Source organism: Paraburkholderia sp. WS6 (assembly GCF_030464835.1).
In the GTDB taxonomy this organism is placed as follows: domain Bacteria; phylum Pseudomonadota; class Gammaproteobacteria; order Burkholderiales; family Burkholderiaceae; genus Paraburkholderia; species Paraburkholderia madseniana.
Map to the genome: position 1 here is coordinate 1 of NZ_JALQCK010000074.1, position 23,056 is coordinate 23,056.

General features: G+C 62.4%; 20 protein-coding genes. 16 read left to right on the forward strand and 4 right to left on the reverse strand.

What is annotated here, in order from left to right:
- Positions 1 to 427: 427 nt before the first annotated feature.
- The 10 genes from M0D64_RS43150 to astE all read left to right on the forward strand — a co-directional run bounded on the left by M0D64_RS43150 (position 428) and on the right by astE (position 11,184).
- Entirely contained in the window at positions 428 to 1,117 is a 690-nt protein-coding gene (locus M0D64_RS43150; protein ID WP_115783583.1) for an ABC transporter permease, read from the forward strand.
- A 4-nt stretch (positions 1,118 to 1,121) separates the two neighbouring features.
- Positions 1,122 to 1,835 (forward strand): ABC transporter permease, encoded by a 714-nt coding sequence (locus M0D64_RS43155; protein WP_054043065.1) that lies wholly within the window; start codon positions 1,122 to 1,124, stop codon positions 1,833 to 1,835.
- A gap of 79 nt (positions 1,836 to 1,914) precedes the next feature.
- Positions 1,915 to 2,706: an ABC transporter ATP-binding protein gene (locus M0D64_RS43160; protein ID WP_054043063.1), complete on the forward strand. Its 792-nt coding sequence runs from the start codon at positions 1,915 to 1,917 to the stop codon at positions 2,704 to 2,706.
- Positions 2,707 to 2,743: 37 nt separating this feature from the next.
- Positions 2,744 to 3,793, forward strand: coding sequence for a GlxA family transcriptional regulator (locus tag M0D64_RS43165; RefSeq protein ID WP_093632258.1), 1,050 nt, complete (start codon positions 2,744 to 2,746; stop codon positions 3,791 to 3,793).
- 143 nt (positions 3,794 to 3,936) lie between these two features.
- On the forward strand, positions 3,937 to 5,172 hold the full coding sequence (locus M0D64_RS43170) for an aspartate aminotransferase family protein (protein ID WP_266262109.1): 1,236 nt from the start codon (positions 3,937 to 3,939) through the stop codon (positions 5,170 to 5,172).
- Between the two features lie 55 nt (positions 5,173 to 5,227).
- Positions 5,228 to 6,286, forward strand: coding sequence for an arginine/ornithine succinyltransferase subunit alpha (gene aruF, locus M0D64_RS43175; protein ID WP_266262110.1), 1,059 nt, complete (start codon positions 5,228 to 5,230; stop codon positions 6,284 to 6,286).
- Positions 6,283 to 7,320 carry an arginine N-succinyltransferase gene (gene astA, locus M0D64_RS43180; RefSeq protein WP_266262111.1) on the forward strand — a complete coding sequence of 346 codons (1,038 nt, stop codon included), beginning with the start codon at positions 6,283 to 6,285 and terminating at the stop codon, positions 7,318 to 7,320. The genes aruF and astA overlap by 4 nt, the downstream gene beginning before the upstream one ends.
- Positions 7,321 to 7,322: 2 nt before the next feature.
- The gene (gene astD / locus M0D64_RS43185; protein WP_211608331.1) at positions 7,323 to 8,786 is read left to right on the forward strand and encodes a succinylglutamate-semialdehyde dehydrogenase; all 1,464 of its coding nucleotides are present in this window, start codon (positions 7,323 to 7,325) and stop codon (positions 8,784 to 8,786) included.
- A 9-nt stretch (positions 8,787 to 8,795) separates the two neighbouring features.
- Complete coding sequence (astB, locus tag M0D64_RS43190; RefSeq protein WP_266262112.1) at positions 8,796 to 10,136, forward strand: N-succinylarginine dihydrolase; 1,341 nt, start codon at positions 8,796 to 8,798, stop codon at positions 10,134 to 10,136.
- Positions 10,120 to 11,184, forward strand: a complete 1,065-nt coding sequence (gene astE, locus M0D64_RS43195; protein WP_266262113.1) for a succinylglutamate desuccinylase — start codon at positions 10,120 to 10,122, stop codon at positions 11,182 to 11,184. The genes astB and astE overlap by 17 nt, the downstream gene beginning before the upstream one ends.
- 61 nt (positions 11,185 to 11,245) lie before the next feature.
- Here the strand turns inward: astE and gstA are convergent, their stop codons facing one another.
- A complete protein-coding gene (gene gstA, locus M0D64_RS43200; protein WP_266262114.1) occupies positions 11,246 to 11,875 on the reverse strand; it encodes a glutathione transferase GstA in 630 nt (209 codons plus the stop codon).
- A gap of 126 nt (positions 11,876 to 12,001) precedes the next feature.
- Here gstA and M0D64_RS43205 point away from each other — a divergent pair, with 126 nt between their 5' ends.
- Both M0D64_RS43205 and M0D64_RS43210 read left to right on the forward strand, forming a co-directional pair.
- Positions 12,002 to 12,910, forward strand: a complete 909-nt coding sequence (locus tag M0D64_RS43205) for a LysR family transcriptional regulator (RefSeq protein ID WP_266262115.1) — start codon at positions 12,002 to 12,004, stop codon at positions 12,908 to 12,910.
- Positions 12,911 to 13,191: 281 nt separating this feature from the next.
- Positions 13,192 to 13,986, forward strand: a complete 795-nt coding sequence (locus M0D64_RS43210) for an ABC transporter substrate-binding protein (RefSeq protein ID WP_266262116.1) — start codon at positions 13,192 to 13,194, stop codon at positions 13,984 to 13,986.
- 91 nt (positions 13,987 to 14,077) lie between these two features.
- Here M0D64_RS43210 and M0D64_RS43215 read toward each other — a convergent pair whose 3' ends face one another.
- On the reverse strand, positions 14,078 to 14,836 hold the full coding sequence (locus tag M0D64_RS43215) for an acetoacetate decarboxylase (protein ID WP_266262117.1): 759 nt from the start codon (positions 14,834 to 14,836) through the stop codon (positions 14,078 to 14,080).
- A 267-nt stretch (positions 14,837 to 15,103) separates the two neighbouring features.
- Between M0D64_RS43215 and M0D64_RS43220 the strand changes: the two genes are divergently transcribed.
- On the forward strand, positions 15,104 to 16,474 hold the full coding sequence (locus M0D64_RS43220) for an EAL and HDOD domain-containing protein (RefSeq protein ID WP_266262118.1): 1,371 nt from the start codon (positions 15,104 to 15,106) through the stop codon (positions 16,472 to 16,474).
- Between the two features lie 134 nt (positions 16,475 to 16,608).
- On the opposite strand, the gene M0D64_RS43225 is transcribed toward M0D64_RS43220, so the two are convergent.
- Complete coding sequence (locus M0D64_RS43225) at positions 16,609 to 18,066, reverse strand: HDOD domain-containing protein (RefSeq protein ID WP_266262119.1); 1,458 nt, start codon at positions 18,064 to 18,066, stop codon at positions 16,609 to 16,611.
- Positions 18,067 to 18,157: 91 nt separating this feature from the next.
- On the reverse strand, positions 18,158 to 19,972 hold the full coding sequence (locus M0D64_RS43230) for a bifunctional diguanylate cyclase/phosphodiesterase (protein ID WP_266262120.1): 1,815 nt from the start codon (positions 19,970 to 19,972) through the stop codon (positions 18,158 to 18,160).
- A gap of 298 nt (positions 19,973 to 20,270) precedes the next feature.
- On the opposite strand from M0D64_RS43230, the gene M0D64_RS43235 reads away from it, so the two are divergent.
- The 3 genes from M0D64_RS43235 to M0D64_RS43245 all read left to right on the forward strand — a co-directional run bounded on the left by M0D64_RS43235 (position 20,271) and on the right by M0D64_RS43245 (position 22,875).
- On the forward strand, positions 20,271 to 21,605 hold the full coding sequence (locus M0D64_RS43235) for an EAL and HDOD domain-containing protein (RefSeq protein WP_266262121.1): 1,335 nt from the start codon (positions 20,271 to 20,273) through the stop codon (positions 21,603 to 21,605).
- Between the two features lie 140 nt (positions 21,606 to 21,745).
- The gene (locus M0D64_RS43240; RefSeq protein ID WP_266262122.1) at positions 21,746 to 22,309 is read left to right on the forward strand and encodes a peroxiredoxin; all 564 of its coding nucleotides are present in this window, start codon (positions 21,746 to 21,748) and stop codon (positions 22,307 to 22,309) included.
- Positions 22,310 to 22,410: 101 nt separating this feature from the next.
- Positions 22,411 to 22,875: a hypothetical protein gene (locus M0D64_RS43245; protein ID WP_266262123.1), complete on the forward strand. Its 465-nt coding sequence runs from the start codon at positions 22,411 to 22,413 to the stop codon at positions 22,873 to 22,875.
- The last annotated feature ends 181 nt before the right edge of the window (positions 22,876 to 23,056 follow it).

Below are 23,056 nucleotides of genomic sequence, written 5' to 3' on the forward strand. Positions count from 1 at the left end.
TACTTTTCTTTGCGGCATGCAAAGAAAAGTAGGTGCCGCCCCGCACAGGGGCAACACTAATAGACCACTAACAATGCAAGGAAAGGCACCAAAGCCAGAACAAGGAAAGGCCAAAGCGCTAAGAACACAGACAAACAAGACGCGCCGCAGGCCCCAATCTATATCGAAAAAGCGACCCAAAACTTGCTAAATCGCGGCAGCGCCCATTGCGTGTCACGCACCTTACAAACCCACATCCCCCCATAACCAAGCCCTGCCAGCGCCCCAGCCGCGGCAAACACCCCATTGCTGCACCGCAGCACCCCCTCCGTCTCCCTTTGAGAAATTAATTTCCGCTTGCGAGACTCCGCGTCATGCCGGATGAGTCGGGCAGGCATGACCCGCCCCCATCCATGACATCCTCAATAAAACCTGGATGGAGACACGCGTGTTCCTTTACGGCTTTGGTCCGGTGTTGCTGGCCGGCACGATCCAGACGATCGAGCTGTCCGTCCTGTCGCTGGCAGCCTCCGTGCTGCTCGGCCTCGCGGGCGCGGCGGCGAAACTCTCCTTCAACCGCCCGCTCAGGGCGATCGCAACCGGCTATACGACGCTGATCCGCTCGGTGCCCGACCTCGTGCTGATGCTGCTGCTGTTCTACAGCATCCAGATCGCGGTCAACAATCTCACCGATGCGCTCAATCTGCCGCAGTTCGATATCGATCCGTTCGTGGCCGGCGTGCTCACGCTCGGCTTCATCTACGGCGCGTACTTCACCGAAACCTTCCGCGGCGCGTTTCTCGCCGTGCCGCGTGGCCAGCTCGAAGCGGGCAGCGCCTACGGCATGAGCGGCACGCGAGTATTCACGCGCATCCTGTTTCCGCAGATGATGCGTTTCGCGCTGCCCGGCATCGGCAATAACTGGCAAGTGCTGGTCAAGGCCACGGCGCTCGTGTCGATCATCGGTCTCGCCGATGTCGTCAAAGCCGCCCAGGACGCCGGCAAGAGCACCTTCAACATGTTTTTCTTCATTCTGGTCGCCGCGCTGATCTATCTGGCGATCACCACTGCGTCGAATCTCGTGCTGATCTGGCTGGAAAAGCGCTATTCCATCGGCGTGCGCCACGCGGAGCTCTAAGACCATGATCGACATTCTCAATCAATTCTGGCGCGCGTTCCTGTACTGGGACGGTCAACGTATGTCCGGTCTGGCGGTCACGCTGTGGCTGCTGGTGGCGTCGATCGGGATCGGCTTTTTCATGGCGATTCCGCTCGCGGTGGCGCGCGTATCGAAGAAGCGCTGGCTGTCGACGCCGGTGCGTCTCTACACTTACGTGTTTCGCGGCACGCCGTTGTACGTGCAACTGCTGCTGATCTACACCGGCATGTACAGCCTTGAGTTCGTGCGCTCGCATCAACTGCTCGACGCGTTTTTCCGCAGCGGCTTTCACTGCGCGATTCTCGCTTTTGCCCTGAACACCTGCGCGTACACCACCGAGATTTTCGCCGGCGCGATCCGTTCGACTTCGCATGGTGAAGTGGAAGCGGCCCGTGCTTACGGGATGAGCTGGTTCACGATGTACCGCCGCATTGTGATACCGTCCGCGCTGCGCCGGGCGCTGCCGTTGTACAGTAACGAAGTGATCCTGATGCTGCACGCCACCACGGTCGCGTTTACGGCCACGGTGCCGGACATTCTGAAGGTGGCGCGTGATGCGAATTCCGCCACGTATCAGTCGTTCGATGCGTTCGGCCTCGCGGCGCTGATTTACCTGGTGGTGTCGTTTGGGCTGGTGGCCTTGTTCCGCCGCGCGGAGCGTCACTGGCTGGGTTACCTGGCGGTGCGCACGCACTGAGCAGGCATGTTTCGATTGAGCGGCGCAGCAGGTTCGCGCCGTCACGTAGATTGATCCGTATTTTCAAAGGGAGAGCATCTTGCTCCACACGACTCAAACCGAAGCTTGCAAGCTCGCCGTCCAGGACATCCACAAGCGCTACGGCGACAATGAAGTGCTCAAAGGCGTGTCGCTGAACGCGAACAAGGGTGACGTGATCAGCATCATCGGCGCGAGCGGATCGGGCAAGAGCACCTTCCTGCGCTGCATCAATTTTCTCGAGCGGCCGAACGCGGGGCAGATCGTCGTCGACGGCGAAATGGTCAAGACCAAAGCCGACCGCGCCGGCAATCTGGAAGTGGCCGATCACAAGCAACTGCAACGCATCCGCACGAAACTGGCGATGGTGTTCCAGCACTTCAACTTGTGGGCGCACATGAACGTGATCGAGAACATCGTCGAAGCACCGATTCATGTGCTCGGCATGTCGCGTCGCGAAGCCGAAGAACGGGCGCGCGAATATCTCGAGAAGGTGGGCCTCGCGCCGCGTCTGGAAAAGCAGTATCCGTCGCATCTGTCGGGCGGTCAGCAGCAACGGGTCGCCATTGCGCGTGCGCTGGCGATGAACCCCGACGTCATGCTGTTCGACGAACCCACTTCCGCGCTCGATCCCGAACTGGTCGGCGAAGTGCTGAAGGTGATGCAGAAGCTCGCTGAAGAAGGTCGCACGATGATCGTCGTGACGCACGAAATGGGTTTCGCGCGCAACGTGTCGAACCATGTGATGTTCCTGCATCAGGGCCGCACCGAAGAAGAGGGCTTGCCCGCTGAAGTGCTGACCACGCCGCGCAGCGAACGGCTCAAGCAGTTCCTGTCCGGCAGCCTGAAGTAACGCGCGGCTCGCGCATTCCGCGTTTTACTGACAAGTGATGGCTCGCACGTCCAACCCGGCTCGCACCACGCAGGTCGCCATCGTCGCCTTGCCGCCGGTGTCGATGTCGGGCGTGGGGCCGATTGTCGACGCGCTCAATCTCGCCAACGAAATCGACGGCCGGGCGCTGTACCGCGTGCAGGTGTGTTCGTGGGACGGCCGCGCGGTGCCTTTGTCGGGCGGCGCGCAATGGCCGGCCGATGCCGCCTTCGGCGATGCCATTTCGTGCGACTGGCTGATCATCGTCAGCGAACGGTTCCAGCAATTCGCCGACTATCGGCTGTTTCTGGCAAGTTTGTCGCGCGTCGGGCAGCGCACGCCGCTCGTCACCGGCATTCATCACGGCGTCTGGTGGCTCGCGATGGCGGGGCAGTTGTCCGGCTATCGCGTGAGCGTCAACTGGGAAACCTATCAGCAATTCTCCGAGCAGTTCGAGCGCTCGATCGTCACCCAACAGATCTTCGAAATCGACCGTGATCGCGCAACCTGCGCGGGCGGTCAGGCAACTGTCGACTTCATGCTGGCGATGATCGGCCGTGATCACGGGCCCGAATTGGCGGACCGGATTGCCGATACGCTCGGCGTCGGCGTGTTGCGCGCGGGCGAAGAGCGTCAGCGGATTCCGTTCGTGACCGCACCGGGCGAGCGTCATCCGCGTCTGAACGATGCGCTCATGCTGATGGAAGCGAATATCGAAGACCCGCTGACCACCGATGAAATCGCCGGTCTCGTCGGCGTCTCGCGGCGGCAGTTGGAGCGCCTGTTTCGTCAGTACCTCGGCTCGATGCCGTCCAAATACTATCTGGGGCTGCGGCTTTCGAAAGCGCGCACGCAATTGCAGCGGACCAGCAAATCGGTGGTGCAGATCAGCCTTGCTTGCGGGTTTTCGTCGGCGGCGCACTTTTCGAATGCTTATCGCGAACGCTTTGGTGTCACACCACGCGAGGATCGTCGTAACTGGATCGACAAGCAGACCGGCGCGACCGGCGCCGCGGCCAGTGAGCCGCGACCGGCCGCGTTGATCGAACGGCCCGACCAGGCGGAATAAGCGGCCGGAAAGCGCGCAGTCTGCAAGCCGCACGCGACATATCCGCCCGGAAGCTCATAGAAAGCGTCGCGTATGCGCAAGACGTATCGCGTGCGGTTTCCTACACTACGTGTATTACCTCTCACCTGTAACGAGGATTCGCCATGAACGACCTGACTGTGACACGCCAGACCTTCGACGAAGTGATGGTGCCGGTGTTTTCGCCCGCCGCCTTCGTGCCGGATCGCGGTCTCGGCTCACGCGTCTGGGATACGCAAGGCCGCGACTATATCGACTTCGCCGGCGGTATTGCCGTCACCGCGCTCGGTCATGCGCATCCTGAACTGCTGAAAGTCCTGCACGAGCAGGGCAGCAAGCTGTGGCACATCGGTAACGGCTACACCAACGAGCCGGTACTGCGTCTTGCCAAACGTCTCGAAGACCTGACCTTCGCCGACCGCGCGTTCTTCGCCAACTCGGGCGCGGAAGCGAACGAAGCGGCCTTGAAGCTGGCGCGCCGCGTCGCGTTCGAGCGCCATGGTGCCGATAAGGTCGAAATCATCTCGTTCACGCAGTCGTTCCATGGCCGTACGTTCTTCACGGTGAGCGTCGGTGGCCAGCCGAAGTATTCGGAAGGCTTCGGCCCGGTGCCGGCCGGCATCATCCATTTGCCGTACAACGATATCGAAGCGGCGAAGAAAGCGATCGGCGCGAAAACGTGCGCGGTGATCGTCGAGCCGATCCAGGGCGAGGGTGGCGTGATCCCGGCCGATCCGGCATTCCTGAAGGCGCTGCGCGAAGCCTGCGATGAGCACGGCGCACTGCTGATTTTTGACGAGGTACAAACGGGTGTGGGCCGCAGCGGCTATTTCTACGCCTATCAGGACACTGGCGTGACGCCGGACATCCTGACCACCGCGAAGGCGCTCGGCAACGGTTTCCCGATCGGCGCGATGCTGACCACCACCGAACTGGCCGCGCACTTCAAGGTCGGCGTGCATGGCACGACCTACGGCGGCAATCCGCTGGGCGCGGCGATCGCGGAGAAGGTGGTCGAGCTCATCAGCGATCCGAAGGTGCTCGAAGGCGTGCGTACGCGCAGCGAAGCATTGAAGGGCCAACTCGCGAAGCTGAACGAACGCTTTGGTTTGTTCAAGGAAGTGCGTGGCAAGGGTCTGTTGATCGGTGCTGAGTTGACCGATGCGTTCAAGGGCCGTGCAAAAGATTTCGTCACGGCTGCGGGTGAGCACGGCGTGATCATGCTGATGGCGGGTCCGGACGTGCTGCGTTTCGTGCCGTCGCTGATCATGCCACTCGACGATATGTACGAAGGCTTTGCGCGTCTGGCAAAGGCGATCGAAGAGATCGTCGGCGCAAAGACTGAAGCCGCGTCGAAGTGAACCACGGCACCGCGCTAAAGCACTGAATCATGCGTCACATTCAACAGGAACGATGATGCTCTTCGTACGCCCCGGCCGCCTCGCCGATCTCGATGCGCTCGAACATATGGCGCGCACCGCGCAACCGGTGCTGCATTCGCTGCCGCACGACCGGGGCGCGCTCGAAGCGCGCGTCGCGTTGTCGGAAGACTCGTTTCGCGCGGAGGTCGATTTTCCGGGCGAGGAGTTCTATCTGTTCGTGCTCGAGGATGCGGAAAGCGGCAAGCTGATGGGCACGGCGAGCATCGTCGCCGCAGCCGGTTACTCGGACCCGTTTTACGCGTTTCGCAATGACGCACTGATTCATGCGTCGCGTGAGTTGCACGTGAATCGCAAGATTCACGCGCTGACCATGTCGCATGAATTGACGGGCAAGAGCCGGCTGGCGGGTTTTTACATCGACCCGTCGCTGCGTGGCGATGCGGCCGCGCATCTGATGTCGCGGGCGCGGATGATGTATATCGCCGCCAATCGCAAGCGCTTCACGCCTGAAGTGTTCTCGCTACTGCTCGGCGTGACCGACGACGCAGGCGTGTCGCCGTTTTGGGAAGCGGTGGGGCGCAAGTTCTTCGGCCGCAATTTCGCCGACATCGAAATTGAATCGGGCGGCCGCAGCCGCACCTTTATCGCCGAAGTGATGCCGACCTATCCGATCTATGTGCCCTTGCTGCCGGAAGCGGCGCAGCGCGTGCTCGGCGAACCGGATTCGAAGGCACTGCTCGCGTATGACATTCACCTCGAAGAAGGCTTCGAGACGGACCGCTTTATCGACATTTTCGACGCGGGCCCGGTGTTGACCGCGCAGGTGGATCGCAGCGCCTGCGTGACGCGTAATGAAACACGTGTGGTGCGCGAAGCCGGCGCGGCTGCCGAGGGTTCGACCTATCTGATCGCGCACAACGGTGCGGACGGTGAGTTCCGCTGTGTGCTCGATACATTGTCAGGCGAAAAGACGACCGGCGCATCGTTGTCGCATGCGGCGCGCGCCGCACTCGGCGTGCAGGAGGGCGACGCGGTACGCTGCGTGCCGCTGCATCAGCCGCATCAGGAAGAATTGACGGGAGACGCACGATGATCGTCGTTCGCGTTGTGCAACGAGGCGATGTGGACGCGCTCATGCGGCTCGCGCAGGAGACCGGTCCCGGTCTCACCACCTTCAAGCCGGATCGCGATGCATTGGCGGCGCGCGTTGAACGTGCCCGCCGCACGATGGAAGACAAGGCCGAGCCGCACGAAGCCGGTTACTTCTTCGTGATGGAAGACACCGACACTGGCGACGTGGCCGGCGTATGCGGCATCGAAACGTCAGTCGGCCTGCAGCAACCGTTCTACAACTATCGCGTGAGCACGGTAGTGCACGCGAGCCAGGACCTCGGCATCTGGACGCGCATGCGCGCGCTGAACATTTCGCATGACCTCACGGGTTACGCCGAGGTGTGTTCGCTGTTCCTGAGCCCGCGTTACCGCACGAGCGGCGTCGGCGGTTTGCTGTCGCGTTCGCGCTTCATGTTTCTCGCGCAGTTTCGCGAGCGCTTTCCGCAGCGCTTGTGTGCGGAATTGCGCGGCCATTTCGATGCGGAAGGCACCTCGCCGTTCTGGCGTGCGGTCGGCTCGCATTTCTACCAGATCGATTTCAACGCGGCGGACTATCTGAGCTCGCACGGCCGCAAGGCGTTTCTCGCCGAGCTGATGCCGCGTTTTCCGGTGTATGTCGAACTGCTGCCGGAAGAAGCGCAGGAATGCGTCGGCCTCACGCACAACGACACGATTCCGGCGCGCCGCATGCTCGAATCGGAAGGGCTGCGCTACGAGAATCACGTCGATATCTTCGATGCGGGCCCAGTGCTCGAATGCCATATCGCCGACTTGCGCACGGTGCGCGAAAGCGTGGTGGTGCAGGTCGAGATCGCCGACGTGCCGGTGGGCGCACCGCAGGATGCACCGCGTTCGATGGTATCGAATACGTCGCTCGGCGATTTTCGCGTGGGCGTGGCTGCCGGCGTGCCGCAAGACGGCGTGTTCCGCATGAGCGCCGCCGAGGCGGCCGCACTCGACGTCAAGGCAGGCGACCCGGTTCGGGTACTGCCGCTGAAACACAAACAAGGATGATCATGAGCGAGCTTTTCATCGACGGCGAATGGGCCGCCGGCACAGGACCCGCATTCGCGTCGCGCAACCCGGGTACGGGCGCGACGGTGTGGGAAGGCAACAGCGCCTCGGCGGATGACGTCGATCGTGCGGTACGCAGTGCGCGCCGTGCGTTCGCGGCGTGGTCGGCCTTGAGTCTCGACGAACGTTGCGGAGTGGTGCGCCGCTTCGCCGCGCTCGTGACGGAACGCAAGGAAGCGCTTGCAGAAGCGATCGGCCGCGAGACCGGTAAACCGCTGTGGGAAGCGCGCACTGAAGCCGCTTCGATGGCGGCGAAGGTCGAGATTTCGATTCAGTCGTACAACGAGCGCACCGGCGAAAAGCGTTCGCCGATGGCTGACGGCACTGCCGTGCTTCGGCATCGTCCGCATGGCGTGGTGGCGGTGTTCGGGCCGTATAACTTTCCGGGGCATTTGCCGAACGGGCACATCGTGCCGGCCCTGATCGCGGGTAACGCGGTTGTGTTCAAGCCGTCCGAACTCGCGCCGGGCGTGGCGGCCCTCACGGTGCAGATCTGGCGCGATGCGGGCTTGCCCGCCGGCGTGCTGAACCTTGTGCAAGGCGAGAAAGAGACGGGCATTGCACTTGCCAATCATCGGCAGATCGATGGCTTGTTCTTCACGGGTAGTTCGGATACCGGAACATTGCTGCACAAGCAATTCGGCGGCCGTCCGGAGATCGTCCTCGCACTGGAGATGGGCGGCAACAATCCGCTCGTGATTGGACCGGTGGCGGATGTCGATGCCGCTGTGCATCACACGATTCAATCGGCGTTTCTGTCGGCGGGGCAGCGTTGCACGTGCGCGCGCCGTATCTTCGTACCGAACGACGCGTTCGGTGACCGCTTTGTAGAGCGCCTGACGGAAGTGACGTCGCGCATCAGCGTAGGCGAATACAACGCCGATCCGCAGCCGTTCATGGGCGCGGTCATTTCCGCGCGAGCGGCTTCGCGTCTGGTTGCGGCGCAAGAGCGTCTCTTGGCCGACGGCGCGAAAGCACTGCTGAAGATGGAGCAGCGCGATCCGAAACTCGGCTTCGTCACGCCCGCGATTCTCGACGTGACCGCCGTGAAGGACCTGCCGGACGAAGAGCATTTCGGACCGCTGGCGCAGATCATCCGCTACGGCACGTTCGACGAGGCGCTCGAAAAAGCCAACGATACCGAGTTCGGCCTCTCCGCCGGCCTGCTCGCCGACGACGAAGCCCTGTGGACGCATTTCCAGCGCACCATTCGCGCGGGCATCGTCAACTGGAACCGGCCGACTAATGGTGCATCGTCGGGCGCGCCGTTCGGTGGTCCGGGACGTTCGGGCAATCACCGGCCGAGCGCGTTCTACGCTGCCGACTACTGCGCGTATCCGATGGCGTCTGTCGAAAGCGCGCAACTGCAAATGCCCGCGAGCGTTTCGCCGGGCCTTCAATTCTAAGGATCGACGATGCAAGCCACTGAAGCCAATTTCGACGGTCTCGTCGGCCCGACCCACAACTACGCCGGGCTCTCGTTCGGCAACGTTGCGTCGCAGAACAACGAGAAGTCGGTCGCAAATCCGAAGGCCGCTGCCAAGCAGGGCCTGCGCAAGATGAAGCAGTTGGCCGATCTCGGCTTTCATCAAGGCGTGTTGCCGCCGCAGGAGCGTCCTTCGATGCGTCTCCTGCGCGAACTCGGCTTTTCGGGCGACGACGCGACGGTGATCGCACGCGTCGCCAAAGACGCGCCCGAGTTGCTGGCGGCGGCGAGTTCGGCTTCGGCGATGTGGACCGCGAATGCGGCGACGGTGAGTCCGTCGGCCGACACGCACGACGGCCGCGTGCACTTCACGCCGGCTAATCTGTGCAGCAAGCTGCATCGCGCGATCGAGCATGAATCGACGCGCCGCACCTTGCGCGCGATTTTCAGCGACGCCGATCGTTTCGCGGTGCATGAAGCGCTGCCCGGCACGCCGGCACTCGGCGACGAAGGCGCGGCGAATCACACGCGTTTCTGCTCGGATTACGGCACACGTGGCGTCGAATTCTTCGTGTATGGCCGCAGCGAATATCGCCGCGGACCGGAGCCGAAGCGTTTTCCCGCACGTCAGACCTTCGAAGCGAGCCGCGCAGTCGCACATCGTCACGGTCTGGCGGAAGCGGCCACGGTGTACGCACAGCAGAACCCCGACGTGATCGACGCGGGCGTGTTCCATAACGACGTGATCGCGGTCGGCAACCGCAATACGCTGTTCTGCCATCAACTCGCGTTCGTCGAACAGAACGCGGTGTACGACGAACTGCGCACGAAGCTCTCCGGGCTGAAGGCCGAGTTCAACGTGATCGAAGTGCCCGATGCGCAAGTGAGCGTGTCCGACGCGGTCACGTCGTACCTGTTCAACAGCCAGTTGCTGACGCGCCCGGACGGCAAGCAGGTGCTGGTGGTGCCGCAGGAATGCCGCGAAAACGCGCGCGTGGGTGCATACCTTGACGAATTGACCTCGCACACCGGTCCGATCGACGACGTGCTCGTGTTCGATCTGCGCGAAAGCATGAAGAACGGCGGCGGCCCGGCATGTTTGCGTCTGCGCGTGGTGCTGAACGATGCGGAGCGCGCGGCAGTGACGCCTGGCGTGTGGATCAACGACAAGCTGTTCGGTCGCCTCGATACGTGGATCGAAAAGCATTATCGCGATCGTCTTGCACCGTCCGATCTGACCGATCCGCAATTGCTCGCTGAGTCGCGCACTGCGCTCGATGAACTGACGCAGATTCTCGGTCTGGGCTCGCTGTATGACTTCCAGCGCTGAGCACGGCATGCCGGTTTCGATGCTCGACGATTTTCTTGCCTACACGTTGGCGGGGACGCGGCCTGGCGCGCAGGAAGCGCAGGGTGTGTGCGCCAACAACGACAACGCCGTGCGCTGGTCGTGGCTTGACGACGGCGTGTTGCTCATGGAGCCCGCAGTGCGGGATGACGGCACCCGCAGCGTGCTCGTTTCTGCAGGCGTGCATGGCGATGAAACCGCGCCAATTGAACTGCTGTCGTATCTCGTGCGCGATATCGCGCAGGGCGATGCCGCGCTGACGTGCCGCCTGCTGGTGATTCTCGGCAACGTCGACGCCATGCGCGACGCGTCCCGGTATCGCGACGACGATCTGAATCGCCTCTTCAGCGGACGTCACGAGCAGGTGCCGCACAGCCACGAAGCGCCGCGCGCGGCGGCGTTGGAGCGTGCGGCCACGCAGTTCTTTGCCGCCGCGTCGCAGGAGCCGGGCGCCCGTTGGCACGTCGACATGCATACGGCGATCCGCCCCTCGGCTTTCGAGCAATTCGCCTTGTTGCCGCACACCGGCAAGCCGTTCTCGCGCGCCATGTTCGAATGGCTCGGCGAAGCGCGCATCAGCGCCGTCCTACTTCATACGACCAAGGGCAACACGTACTCGCACTTCACCGCGCAGGCATGTGGCGCCGAAGCGTGCACGCTCGAACTCGGCAAGGTGCGCCCGTTCGGTCAGAACGATCTGACGCGTTTCGCCGGCGCGGACGAAGCGCTGCGTCATCTGCTGGCCGGTACAAAGAACGGCGACGTGCCCACGGCAATGCCGCGCGTGTTCACCGTGATCGACCAGCTTACCAAGCAGAGCGACGCATTCGAATTGCTGGTGGCCACGGATGTGCCGAATTTCACGCCCTTCGTGAAAGACACCGTGCTCGCACGCGATGGCGATTATCGCTACACCGTGCGTCACGATGAGGAACGCCTTGTGTTTCCGAACGCAACAGTCAAGCCTGGCTTGCGCGCGGGTTTGCTGGTGGTCGAGACGACGCAGGACACGCTGTCCAGTCTCGTTTAGACGCGTCATTGCAGAGCAGAACGTTGCGCGCCTTCGCGCGCAACGTCTCATACCAAACCGCTTACGCGGCTTGCGTCGCGGTCTCGCTGACCAGTCCTTCCGCCACCATCGCCTCACGTACCTTCGGCCGCGCGGCCATGCGGGCCAGATACGCGCTGAGGTGCGGATACGGGCCTAGATCCACCGACAGCATCCGCGCCCAGCTCAACACCGTGAATGCGTACGCATCGGCGACCGAGTACTGTCCAGTGAGATAGTCGCGCGACGTCAGTACACCCTCGAGTTCGCTGAAGCGTGTAGCGAGTTTCGTGTGGCATTCGAGCTTCGTCGATTCGGCTGTCTCCTGATGCCAGAGCCACGGGCTGAAGGTCTTGTGCAATTCCGTGCTGATATAGGTGAGCCATGCCACCGCTTCGAGCCGCTGCGGTGTTCCGGCGGCCGGTAACAGGGCGCGCGCCGGCGCAAGATCGGCGATGTATTGCAATAGCGCGGCGCCCTCGGTATGGCGCGAGCCGTCGTCGAATTCGACGAGTGGCACGTAACCGCGCGGCGAGATCGCGTAGTAGTCGTCGCCGTTAGCGAGTTTGTGCGTTTGCAGATTGACCTTGACGGTTTCGAAGTCGAGCCCGGCTTCGCGCAGGGCAATGTGAACGGCCAGCGAGCAGGCGCCCGGTGAGTAATAGAGTTTCATGGTGTCACCGCTATAAACGAGAGTGAAGTCCCGGCAGGTGCCGGTGGCAAGGCTCGTCGGCCGACAAGTCGATGTGGTAAAAGTAGCCCGGATCGCATTCAGAATAAACAGGCGGCTTGCCAAACCATGCGTGCAAAAACGCAATACGAACTGACTTCGGCGGATACCCAGACCATTCTTGCGCTGGTGCGCGCCGGCACGCTGGCGGAAGCCGCGCAGCGCCTGGGTATCGACGCCTCGACGATTTTTCGCTCGGTGCAGCGGATCGAACGCGGGCTCGGGCAGCGTCTATTCGAGCGTTCGCGCAGCGGTTATCGCGCGACGCCGCTCGGTGCGCAACTGGCGCGTCACGCCGAGCGCATCGAAAGCGAGTTGGCGGCGGCGCGCTCGACCGTGCAGGCGAGCAGTGACCGCGTCAGCGGCGCGGTTCATGTGACGACCACCGATACCGTGCTCTACGGCCTCCTGCTGCCCGCATTGCGTGATTTCGCGGCGCTGCATCCGGCGTTGTCGTTCGAATTGACCGCCACCAACAGCCTCGCGAGCCTGACCAAACGCGACGCCGATATCGCCGTGCGCGCCACGCGCCGAGCACCGGATCATCTGGTCGGCAAACATGTGGGCCCGCTGCGCATCGCCGTGTTTGCCGCGAAGGGGAGCGGTATCCGGGCGAGCGATGCCGAAGCGCTGTCGCGCTGCGATTGGGCGGCACCGGACAGTTCGCTTGGCGATCATCCTTCGGTTCTATGGCGTAAGCGCCATTGCCCGACGGTCGAGCCGCGCTACAAGACCAATAGCGTGATGGCGGTGTTCGAGTTGGTGGTGCGCGGCTTCGGCGTCGGCATCTTTCCCACCTTCCTCGCGCGTGAGCGCGACGATCTCGTGCAACTGACACCGCCGCTCGACGAAGCCGAATCGCAGGTCTGGGTGCTGGCGCATCCGGAGTCGCGTCATCTGCCGCATGTCGCGGCGGTCTACACGCATCTGTCGGAGCGGCTCGGCAGCGATTTCGCGGCCGGCGACGGTGCGGTCTGACGTGCATCGGAGTGCGTGCCGGCTTGCCTGAGCGCGACACGAAGTTGCACCTTTAAGCGCGCGTTATCCGGTTCGCCAAACGAGCCGGACAAAGGGGCGCCCACAGGGCCGCTTACAGGGCCGCCTGCAGGACCGCGATTCGAAGCCTGTACAATCCCGCCCTCGCGGCTGTTGCGCTGCACCACACTGGCCGCACGAGTTTGAATCGCATTTTTGGCGCGGCAATCATGCTCGCCCGGATTCGGCTCCGTCTTATTCAATACCGTAGAGGAACACCCGTAATGAAGATGAATTGGCGAAACATGGCTGCGCTTGCGCTGTTCGCGACGGCAACGGTAGCGGCAGGGTCCGCATCGGCAGTGGATATCAAGGAAGTGCGCTTCGGCGTCGAGGCGTCATATGCGCCGTTCGAATCGAAGTCGCCGTCGGGCGAGCTGCAAGGTTTCGATATCGACATCGGCAATGCCGTGTGTGCAAAGCTGAAGGTGAAATGCGTGTGGGTCGAGAATTCGTTCGACGGCCTGATTCCGGCGTTGGAAGCGCGCAAGTTCAACGCGATCAACTCGGACATGACGATCACGGAACAGCGCCGCCAGGCCATCGACTTCACCGATCCGATCTACACGATCCCGAATCAGATGATCGCGAAGAAGGGCAGCGGTCTGCTGCCTACGGCGGCCTCGCTCAAGGGTAAGCACGTCGGCGTGTTGCAAGGCACGATTCAGGAAACTTATGCGAAGGCGCGCTGGGCGCCGGCTGGCGTCGACGTCGTGCCGTATCAGACGCAGGACCAGATCTACGCCGACCTCGCATCGGGCCGTCTGGACGCCGCCTTCCAGGACGCGGAAGCGGCTTCGAAGGGCTTTCTGAAGAAGCCGCAAGGCGCAGGCTTCGACTTCGCCGGCCCGGCCGTCAGTGACGAGAAGCTGCTTGGCGCGGGCGTGGGCTTCGGCATCCGCAAGGGCGACAAGGCGTTGAAGGACGCCGTGAATCAGGCGCTCAAGGAACTGAAGGCCGACGGCACGATCGACCGCTTCGCCGCGAAGTACTTCGACGTGAAGGTCGTGTTGAAGTAAGGCGTTGGGTGTTTTGCCTGAATGGCTTTGCTTGAATGGTTTTGCTTGAGACAACCGGCCGCTTGATGCGGCCGGTTGTCTTTTGAGGCTGTCAGCGCAGGTTCGCTTCAGGCTGATCGAGATAGTCGAACACCACTTCACCGAGTCCTAGTGTCAGATCGGCAAGCAGATGCCGTGCCTCGACGACTTCGAGCACCGGCAATTCCGCGACCGGCGCCAGAGCATGGTGTGCCAGTTCGAGCGAGGCGGGACCTGTCCATGCACCTTTAAGGGTGATGTCTTGCAGGTAGTAGCGCACCAGTTCGCAAATGCGCGGCGTGCCGTCCACGTGCGGAATGACTTTCAGCAGGAAGTTCGGCGTCTCCAGACGCTTCTGTTGCTGCGCGAGATCCAGTTGCCGATGCTTGTAGCCCATCGTGCCGGTGGCGATGCGCACGGGGCCGTAATCGAGCGTGCCGACGAGCGTGTCGGTATGGACTTCCAGCACCGGCGAGGCGAGCTTCTTCGGAAAGCCCCACAACTCGCGGCCGCCGGCGATCGGCGGATGGTCGTCCAGATACATCGCCAGCGTGTAACCACCTGCCACGCCGTTGTACGACACCGGGATCACCTGACCGCTTTCCGTGTAGTCGCCGAAGCCGGTCGAATCCGGCATGCGAATGAATTCGTAATGGACAAGCGGCTCGCCGATCTGCAGCGGCTCGGGCACCACGGCGCGCAGTTTGTCCGGATCGGTGCGGTAAGTGATGATCAGGAATTCCCGGTCGACGAAACGATACGGACCCATCGGAAACGCCGGGCTCGTGATCGGCATCGCGAAGGCATTTGACAGCACGCTTTTGACGTCCATGATTTTCCTTGGTGGTTAAAGGCCGGTGGTGGAACGCTTCTGCACTGCACAAGAGTATCGTCGATTCTTTCCTTCTCTTCAGCGAGACAGGTTGCCAATTATTTCGAGATATTGCGGCGTTGACATGTCCGCGCGCATCGGCCTGCGCTAAAATCGGCGGGCACACCGCACGCGCAAAGGGCCTCAGGGCTTGGATGTGCGCGATTGGTGCAGCAAAAACCAAAATACAGCAGGAAGCGCCAGGGCGGCGCTTAGCGGGGGACCAGAATGACAACCATCGCAATCGAGAAACCGAGCCAGACGGGGGTTGCGGACGATGCGCAACTGAATGCCAGCTTCGCGCGCCAGCCGATTCTGAATCGGGACGGCATGCTGTGCGGCTATGAGATCAAGGTGCGCGCGCCGGAATTGCCTATGGGCACCGAATCTGACGCGGGTGCCGCACCGGCCGCCGATTCGGCTGCGGATGCCTCGCCGGGCCGCGCGCCCGATCCCGCGCAGCTCGTGGCGCGAGCCGTGATTCGCGGGTTGATGCAGGGCAATCTGCGCGGTGCGCTCACCGGGCATCCCGCTTACGTCGATGTAAGCCGCGAGATGCTGTTCGACGATTCGATCCTGCACCTGCCCACTGACCGCTTCATGTTCGAATTGTCGCCGTCGATTGTGGTCGACGATGCGCTGATTGCGCGCATCGTTCAATTGCACGGGCGGCGCTATCGCTTCGTACTCGATGAAGTGACGCAGCCCGATGAAACGTTTGCGAAGCTGCTGCCCTACGCGGAAGTCGTCAAGATCGATTTCCTACGGGCGTCGAAAGCGCTGTTGCCCAAATTGACGAGCGTGCTCAAGTCCGCGGGCAAGCTGCTGATTGCGCTGGGTCTCGATGCACAGGCCGATTTCGAAGAGGCGCATGGTCTCGGTTTCGACCGTTTCCAGGGCTACTTCTTCGCGCGTGCGCAGACCTCGACGACGCGGCGTGTCAGCGCGCCGCGGCATGCATTGCTGAACCTGCTGCAACTGCTGTCGGGCGACCCAACCGTCGCGCAACTCGAAGCCGAACTCAAGCTGAATCCGGTGTTGGTCATGCATCTGATGAAGCTCGCGAATTCGAGCGGCCTCGCCGTCGGCCACAAGGTCACGACGCTGCGCGAAGCGATCAATGCGACCGGCACGAATCGGATCGCGCGCTGGACGCAATTGCTGTTGTACGCGGATGGCCGCAAGGTTGCGCTCGAGGACGATCCTCTGTTGCAACTCGCGGCGACCCGGGCGCGCTTCATGGAGCTGGCGATCGAGCGCTTGCCCGAAGCGGGGCGTGACGAAGCCGATGCAGCGTTTCTGACCGGCGTGTTTTCGTTTGTCGATGCGGTGTTTGGTGGCTCGCTCGAAAGCACACTGAATGTGCTGACGCTATCGCGGCCGATTCAGGCGGGCATCTTGCATCGGCAGGGCGTGTTGGGGTTGTTGCTGACCGCAGTCGAAGCGCTTGAGCGCGGGGCGTGGGATGAGCTCGATGCCTTGTGCGCGCGCTTGCAGCCGTTGACGGTGGAAGAGATCGCGCTGCTCGCGTTGGCGGCTGGGGCGTGGGCCGGGGTGGCGGATCGGAGTGCGGAGGGGTTGGAGCGGATTGAGGATTGAGGGGCGGGTTTGAGGTTTGAAGCAAAGGCCGGCATGCTGCGCACGCTGGCCTTTGCACATCTGAGATTCGTGATTTAGGGCAAACACAAAACCGGTGAGAGTGAAGCACCGTGATCAACGATCACGCCACGTCTTCACATCGTCTCCATTTCCTGCATCTGCCCCAGGCCAAAAAAACGTCCTAACTCCTTGGCTAACTCATTCAACGCGCTCATTTCCTTCTGGGATATTCGGCGTGGCTCCTGCGTATGAGACCAATCGCCATATAGCAGCGCCACCGTCTGATCGGTGTCGTCGACTACCGGCAGCAGCACGAAGGCCCGGGCGTCGTCGAATGAACGGCGGAACCATTCCGGCAATCGCGCGACCATCTTCGGGTCACGTGCGTTCTCGATGAAAATGCCGACCGAGTTCGCGATTGCGAGGTGAAACACATCGGGCTCGAACGCGGTGTTGAACGACAGCTTCGGCAGCGCCGCGTCGATCTTCGGACCGAGCCCTAGGCGCGCCTTGAAGGTGCCGTTGCTGTGCTTGACGAACACCACCGTGCGCGCAAAGCCGAGCGCCGCCAGCACGGTTTCCGCGGCCAGCGCGAGGGCCGGCGCGAGCGCGCTGCCGTCGGGCAGGCCGCGCAGATCGCCCACCCCCGCCGCGATGCGTGCTTCCGGATTGAGCGCCTCGCGCGCGATCGCGTCCGCATTGGCGCGCAGCTCGACGATCTCGCGCATCACGCCGTCGCCGCCTTCTTCACGGGCGAGCGCGATGCTCATTCCATGCAGCACGTCCGGATCGGTATTCAATGCATGGCTGTATTCCTGCGCCAGTTCGGAGATGCGTTCTTCGCGCTCCCAGTCCGGCATGTTCTGCTGGGTCAGCACGTCGGCGACCGCCGTCGAATAGTTGGTGATGGCGCGCAGCCACTGCACCTGGCGTGGCTGCTCGACGTCCAGCGGATCGAACTCGCCCATGCCGGAGCGGATCATGTCCGGCAGGCGCCAGCGCACCGCGGCTTCGGCGCCGATTTCGTCGAACGTGACGCCGAGCACCAGCACGCAGGCATCGGCTTCGAGGGTGCCGTCGTCGATATGCCGGCGGATCTGATCCCACTCGGCGTCGAGATAGAACACCACCAGCAGCTTGCCGATCTGCCGCATCAGCGTGCAGACCACGGCTTCTTCGCCGGCGCGCAGATCGCCGCGCTCGGTCAGCTTGCGCGCGACGCAGCCCGACAGCAGCGTGCGGTTCAATTCGAGTTTCGCGTCGATACGGCGCGGCGCGCTGTGATGAAAGTGATCGACGATTTTCAGGCCGACCACCAGATGGCCGACCGCGTCCATGCCGAGCACCATCAGCGCGCGCGACACGGTAGTGATGTTGCCGCCGAACGCCATGTACATGGCCGAGTTGGCCAGCCGCAGCACTTTTTGCGTCAACGCGAAATCCGACAACACGACCTGCACGAGGCCGGTGAAGTCGAGGTCGTCGTTGTTCATCGCCGCCATGGTGGTGCGCAACGACTGCGACAGCATGGGGAAATCGCCGCGCTCGCTCATTCGAGTCCAGAGCCGGTCGAGCACCGCCGCCTTTACCATGTGAGTCCCGCCAAAGCCATACGTGTTCCAATGAGTGCCACACCGGCACGAGGCCGGCAACTTCCGCTGCGCACGAGGTTTGCCCGCATCGTTATGCGGTGTGCAGGTGAAGCGTGCGCGCTTCGAAACGCTGTGCAAGTTCGTCGGAGGGCAACGCCTTGCAGACGAGCCATCCCTGAATATGGTCGCATCCCATCTCGGTGAGCAGGCTGCGTTGTGCTTCAGTTTCGACGCCCTCTGCAACCAGTTCGAGATCGAGCGTTTGTGCGAGCCCGACGACCGCGCTAACGATTGCCTGATCGTTCCGGGAGGTTAGCAGATTCTCGACAAAACTCCTGTCGATCTTGAGCTTAGCCAAAGGGAATCGTTGCAGGTAAGCCAGACTCGAATAGCCGGTGCCGAAATCGTCGACGGCAAAGCGGATGCCCATCGCCGTCAGTTCTTCGAGCAAACCCTTGGCATGCGCCGGGTCGTGCATCAGTAGGCTTTCGGTGATCTCGAACACGAGGCGGCGCGGATCGATGCCCGTCAACTCGATCGCTTCGCGCACGCTGTCCTTGAAACGCGGATCGCGGAACTGCTGCGGCGACACGTTGACGGCGACGTATTGCAACGAGATGCCCCGCGCGTCCCACTGGATCAACTGCATGCAGGCGACCTTCAACACCCAGTTGCCGAGGAAGTTGATCAGGCCGATCGATTCCGCGAGCGGAATGAACATCGAAGGGGGCACGAGGCCGTGCACCGGATGCGACCAGCGGATCAACGCTTCCACGCCGACCACGCCGTGCGTGCGGCTGCTCGTGATCGGCTGGAAGTGCAGCGAAAACTCGCCATTGCGCACGCCGTCGTAGAGATCGGCCTCCAGCTTCAGGCGCTCGGCGTCGGCGGGGTTGTCGTCCGGTACATAGAAGGCGAGCGTGTTGCCGCCCGCCGCTTTGGCCTGCAGCAAGGCATGGTCGGCCCAGCGCAGCAGGTGAGTGTCGTGGGCGGCGTCGTCGTTCGCGTGGCGCACGTCGGGGTAGAGCGCAATGCCGATGCTTGCCGACAGGTGCACCTGCTGGCCGTTGAAGACATACGGCTGCTGGATCGCGGTCAGCAGGCGGCGCGCCAGCGCTTCGGCCGCGGCGGCGGCGTCGGTGCGGCTCGCGGCAGGCTTCACGAGGATCGCGAACTCGTCGCTGGCGACCCGCGCTACCGTCTCGTTCGGGCTCGTCATGTTCAATAGACGCCGCGCCGTGTCGCGCAACATCTCGTCGCCGGCATCGTAGCCGAGCGCGCGGTTCACGCGTTGATAGTCGTCGAGGTCGAGCAGCAATAGCGCGGCCGGCGTGCCGTGGGCGTCAGCTTGTTGCTGCGCGTCGAGCAGCGCGGGGATCAGCGCCGGTTGATTGGCCAGGTTGGTCAGGCGGTCCAGATGCAGCGCCTGGGTCAGGCGTTCCTCGGTGGCGCGCCACGCGGATACGTCGAAGCCGGCGATCGCATAGCCTTCGACGCCGTCATGCATGCTGCGTACCACGCGCAATTCGACTGTGATCGGGTAGGTCAGTGACTTGATGAGGCCGAGTGTGGCCTTTTCGACGTTGCCCGTGGAGGTAGCGCGCGTCAGCAGCGCATCGAGGCGCGGCACGTCGGCAGGCGCCACGAGATCGTGCAGCGTGATGGTCTCGAGATACTCGCGGTGATAACCGATGAAGCGCAGGCTCGCGTCGGAAACATAGAGGAAGCGCAGACCCTCATCGATGTGCGCCAGCAGGTCGACGGCGCCGACCACCTGTTCCAGTTGCGCAGTGCGGCTGGCGCCGGCCTGCGGTTTGCCGTGGGCATGCCGGCCGAACGCACGAAACCGGTCGATGACCGTGCGCAAGGAGCCCCGGCGGGGCGCGGTGATCCTGTTCGCTTCCATGTTTGTCGCTGGCAACCTGTGTTCGTCTGCAGGCGGGGCGGCGTACTGCCCGCCGTATTCGGGCGGTTGAGAGGTATCAGGCCGCCCCATCAGAACAAGATAACGACCCGCGGCGGAAAATCTTTAGCGCCTGCTGCAAAAAACAAATGGTAAGGAAGCGGCGGCGTGGCCCGGCGGCGTCGCGAGGGCGATTCAGTTAAAGTGGACCGGCTTCGTTTCCGTTAATACGTCAAACCTGCTGTGCAGTGCCGGCGATGACGTCGCTGCGTAGCTTTCCGAACACTTGCACCGATGATCCATGTCTGAACGTCACTTTGTCAGGGCCACCCCCCGGCACATCGAGGTGCTTGAACAATGCGCCGAAGACGCCGACCCGGCGTCCGGGGCACAGTACGTTTATCTGGGGCGCCAGCCGATTCTCGATCGCGACGGCGCGCTCAATGCTTACGAATTATTGTTTCGATCCGGCGCGCATAACTATGCCGAAGTCAGCGACGACGCCCAGGCGACGGCGCAGGTCGTGGCTCGCGCGATCGGCGGGATCGGCGTGGCGGCCGTGCTGGGCCAGCACCGCGGCTTCGTCAATATCGACCGCGCGCTGCTCTTTAACGACATCGTCCATCTGATGCCGCCCGAGCGCTTTGTGCTCGAGATCCTCGAAACCGTCAAGTTCGATGCGCACCTGGCCCGCCGGCTGACCGAATTGCGCCGCGCCGGCTTCCAGGTGGCGCTCGACGACGTCAGCGAACTGTCGGATGAGCTGCTCGCCGCGCTGCCGCACGCCGATATCGTCAAGATCGACTTCCTGCAGACCGAGCGGTCAGTGCTTGCCAAACTGGCGTCGACGGTCCGTAGCCACGGCAAGACACTGATCGCCGAGAAGGTCGAGACGCGCGAAGACTTTATGCTTGCTCGCGATCTCGGCTTCGACCTGTTCCAGGGATACTTCTTCGCGCGGCCGCAGGTGCTGGCCGCGCCGCGCAACCGCTCGCCGCGCCCCGGTTTGCTGCGTTTGCTGGCGCTGTTGTCGCGCGATGCCCGGATTGTCGAACTCGAAGCGGAACTCAAGCTGAATCCGAGCGTGGTGGTGCAACTGCTGCGCCTCGTCAATTCGAGCGCGTTCGGGCTGGGGCGCAATATTGGCTCGCTGCGTGAGGCCATCATCGCCACCGGCACGCGGCAGATTGCGCGCTGGGCGCAACTACTGCTGTACGCGGACAGCGGCGATCTGCCGTGGCGCGCCGATCCGCTGGTGCAACTGGCCGGCACGCGCTCGCGCTTCATGGAGTTGGCGGCAGGCTGGCTGCGCCCGTCCGATGACGATTTTGCCGACGCCGCTTTCATGACAGGAATTTTTTCTCTGGTCCATGTGGTGCTCGGCAGCACGCCGGCGGCTGTCCTCGAGAAGCTCGGCCTTGCCCCGCAGATTCGTGAAGCGATCATCACGCGCGGCGGCGCGCTCGGCACCTTGTTGCGGATTGCCGAAGCGGCCGGCGAGGGCGCCGATGCCGCATTGATCGCAGCCGGACCCGATGCGCCGCCCGGCTTCGCGGCGCTTACGCCCGAGGTGCTGGCGGAGCTGAACCTGTCCGCTGCGGCGTGGTTCGGCGCGCATATCGAAGAAGCCGCCTGATGCATCCGTCGAGCAGGTTCTGACGTACCTTGTCTGTACGTGTTTCAATAGCGTATTGAGGTTGCCGAGGTTCGGCTGAACGCCGTGACCTTCGGCTTATTGCACTGACTGCGTGCATTAACGTTTCGAGGGGACTGCAGATGAAGAGAAAACTCATTCCGATGACGCTGGCGGCTGTCTTGTCGGTGGGATTCGCGATGCATTCGCTGACGGCTTCAGCCACGCTCAAGCCGGGTGATGCCGCGCCGCCGTTTACCGCCCAGGCTTCACTGGGCGGCAAGACCTACGCGTATTCGCTTGCCGACGAATTGAAGAAAGGGCCGGTGGTGGTGTATTTCTATCCGGCGGCTTTCACGCAGGGCTGCACGATCGAAGCCCACGAGTTTGCCGAAGCTGTCGACGAGTACAAGAAATATGGCGCGACGGTGATTGGCGTATCGCACGACAACATCGACACCTTGACGAAGTTTTCGGTGAGCGAATGCCGCAGCAAATTCCCGGTGGCGGCCGATGCCGACTCGAAGGTGATCGGCGCCTATGATGCCGGCATGCCGATGCATAGTTCGATGGCCAATCGTGTGTCGTATGTGATTGCGCCGGACGGCAAGATTATTTACGAGTACACGAGTCTGTCGCCGGAGAAGCACGTCGAGAATACGCTGAAGGCGGTGAAGGATTGGGCGGCGACGCATAAGCAGCCGTAACGATTGGGCTTTGCGCGGCGGCGCGTTTTTCGCAATGTTTTTTGCCATGAGGTTTCGCGTTGCTCGTGCTAGCCTGAGTTTTTTTGCCGGGTGAGCTTGCGATGCCGATTATTGTTGCACTCATTGCGCTGATCGCGCTGGTGTATGGCGCTGTGCGGGCGTTTTATGCCTTGCAGGCGGCTTTTGGTTTGGCTGTTGCTGTTGGGGTTGCTGTTTTTGTTGGGTTGCTTTTGGTTGCTGCGGTTGTTTATTGGTGGCGGCGTCGGAAGGAGGTCGCTTCTAATGTTCGCGATGGTGATTGGACTCACGAACTTACAGGAACCTGGGGTTCGGTACGGCTTGCTGCTGGTAAGCGGTTTTGTGAGGTTCGCCTTGGCGGCGAGCTGGGGGCTTATATTTTTGCTGATCTGCTTGGGGCTGAGGTGCAATGCCATGACGCTCTATGGCAGGTCGCTTTGATGGTCAAAGACGCTAAGCATCAGGTTTGGGTTTTGCCCATGCTGGGCGAGCGGCAGGCTAAGCAGTGGCGGCGGATTTTTTTGCTTGCTGTTGGGCAGAGGCTTTAAGGTTTTTTTTGCCTTTTGCGGCGGCATTGGCCGTGTTCTTAGGGCGTTGGCCTTTCCTTGAATTGGTTGCCTGCGCGGCGCTTGTTGTCTGTTTGCCTGGGGCTTTGGCCTTTCCTTGAATTGTTGGTGGTCTATTAGCGTTGCCCCTGTGCGGGGCGGCACCTACTTCTCTTTGCCGGCT

Excerpts from the sequence above, each read along its gene's own strand:
- M0D64_RS43155 (WP_054043065.1), top strand. The coding sequence starts at position 1,122 with ATGATCGACATTCTCAATCAATTCTGGCGCGCGTTCCTGTACTGGGAC.
- M0D64_RS43165 (WP_093632258.1), top strand. The coding sequence starts at position 2,744 with ATGGCTCGCACGTCCAACCCGGCTCGCACCACGCAGGTCGCCATCGTC.
- M0D64_RS43170 (WP_266262109.1), top strand. The coding sequence starts at position 3,937 with ATGAACGACCTGACTGTGACACGCCAGACCTTCGACGAAGTGATGGTG.
- aruF (WP_266262110.1), top strand. The coding sequence starts at position 5,228 with ATGCTCTTCGTACGCCCCGGCCGCCTCGCCGATCTCGATGCGCTCGAA.
- astA (WP_266262111.1), top strand. The coding sequence starts at position 6,283 with ATGATCGTCGTTCGCGTTGTGCAACGAGGCGATGTGGACGCGCTCATG.
- astD (WP_211608331.1), top strand. The coding sequence starts at position 7,323 with ATGAGCGAGCTTTTCATCGACGGCGAATGGGCCGCCGGCACAGGACCC.
- astB (WP_266262112.1), top strand. The coding sequence starts at position 8,796 with ATGCAAGCCACTGAAGCCAATTTCGACGGTCTCGTCGGCCCGACCCAC.
- astE (WP_266262113.1), top strand. The coding sequence starts at position 10,120 with ATGACTTCCAGCGCTGAGCACGGCATGCCGGTTTCGATGCTCGACGAT.
- gstA (WP_266262114.1), bottom strand. The coding sequence starts at position 11,875 with ATGAAACTCTATTACTCACCGGGCGCCTGCTCGCTGGCCGTTCACATT.
- M0D64_RS43205 (WP_266262115.1), top strand. The coding sequence starts at position 12,002 with ATGCGTGCAAAAACGCAATACGAACTGACTTCGGCGGATACCCAGACC.
- M0D64_RS43210 (WP_266262116.1), top strand. The coding sequence starts at position 13,192 with ATGAAGATGAATTGGCGAAACATGGCTGCGCTTGCGCTGTTCGCGACG.
- M0D64_RS43215 (WP_266262117.1), bottom strand. The coding sequence starts at position 14,836 with ATGGACGTCAAAAGCGTGCTGTCAAATGCCTTCGCGATGCCGATCACG.
- M0D64_RS43220 (WP_266262118.1), top strand. The coding sequence starts at position 15,104 with ATGACAACCATCGCAATCGAGAAACCGAGCCAGACGGGGGTTGCGGAC.
- M0D64_RS43225 (WP_266262119.1), bottom strand. The coding sequence starts at position 18,066 with ATGGTAAAGGCGGCGGTGCTCGACCGGCTCTGGACTCGAATGAGCGAG.
- M0D64_RS43230 (WP_266262120.1), bottom strand. The coding sequence starts at position 19,972 with ATGGAAGCGAACAGGATCACCGCGCCCCGCCGGGGCTCCTTGCGCACG.
- M0D64_RS43235 (WP_266262121.1), top strand. The coding sequence starts at position 20,271 with ATGTCTGAACGTCACTTTGTCAGGGCCACCCCCCGGCACATCGAGGTG.
- M0D64_RS43240 (WP_266262122.1), top strand. The coding sequence starts at position 21,746 with ATGAAGAGAAAACTCATTCCGATGACGCTGGCGGCTGTCTTGTCGGTG.
- M0D64_RS43245 (WP_266262123.1), top strand. The coding sequence starts at position 22,411 with ATGCCGATTATTGTTGCACTCATTGCGCTGATCGCGCTGGTGTATGGC.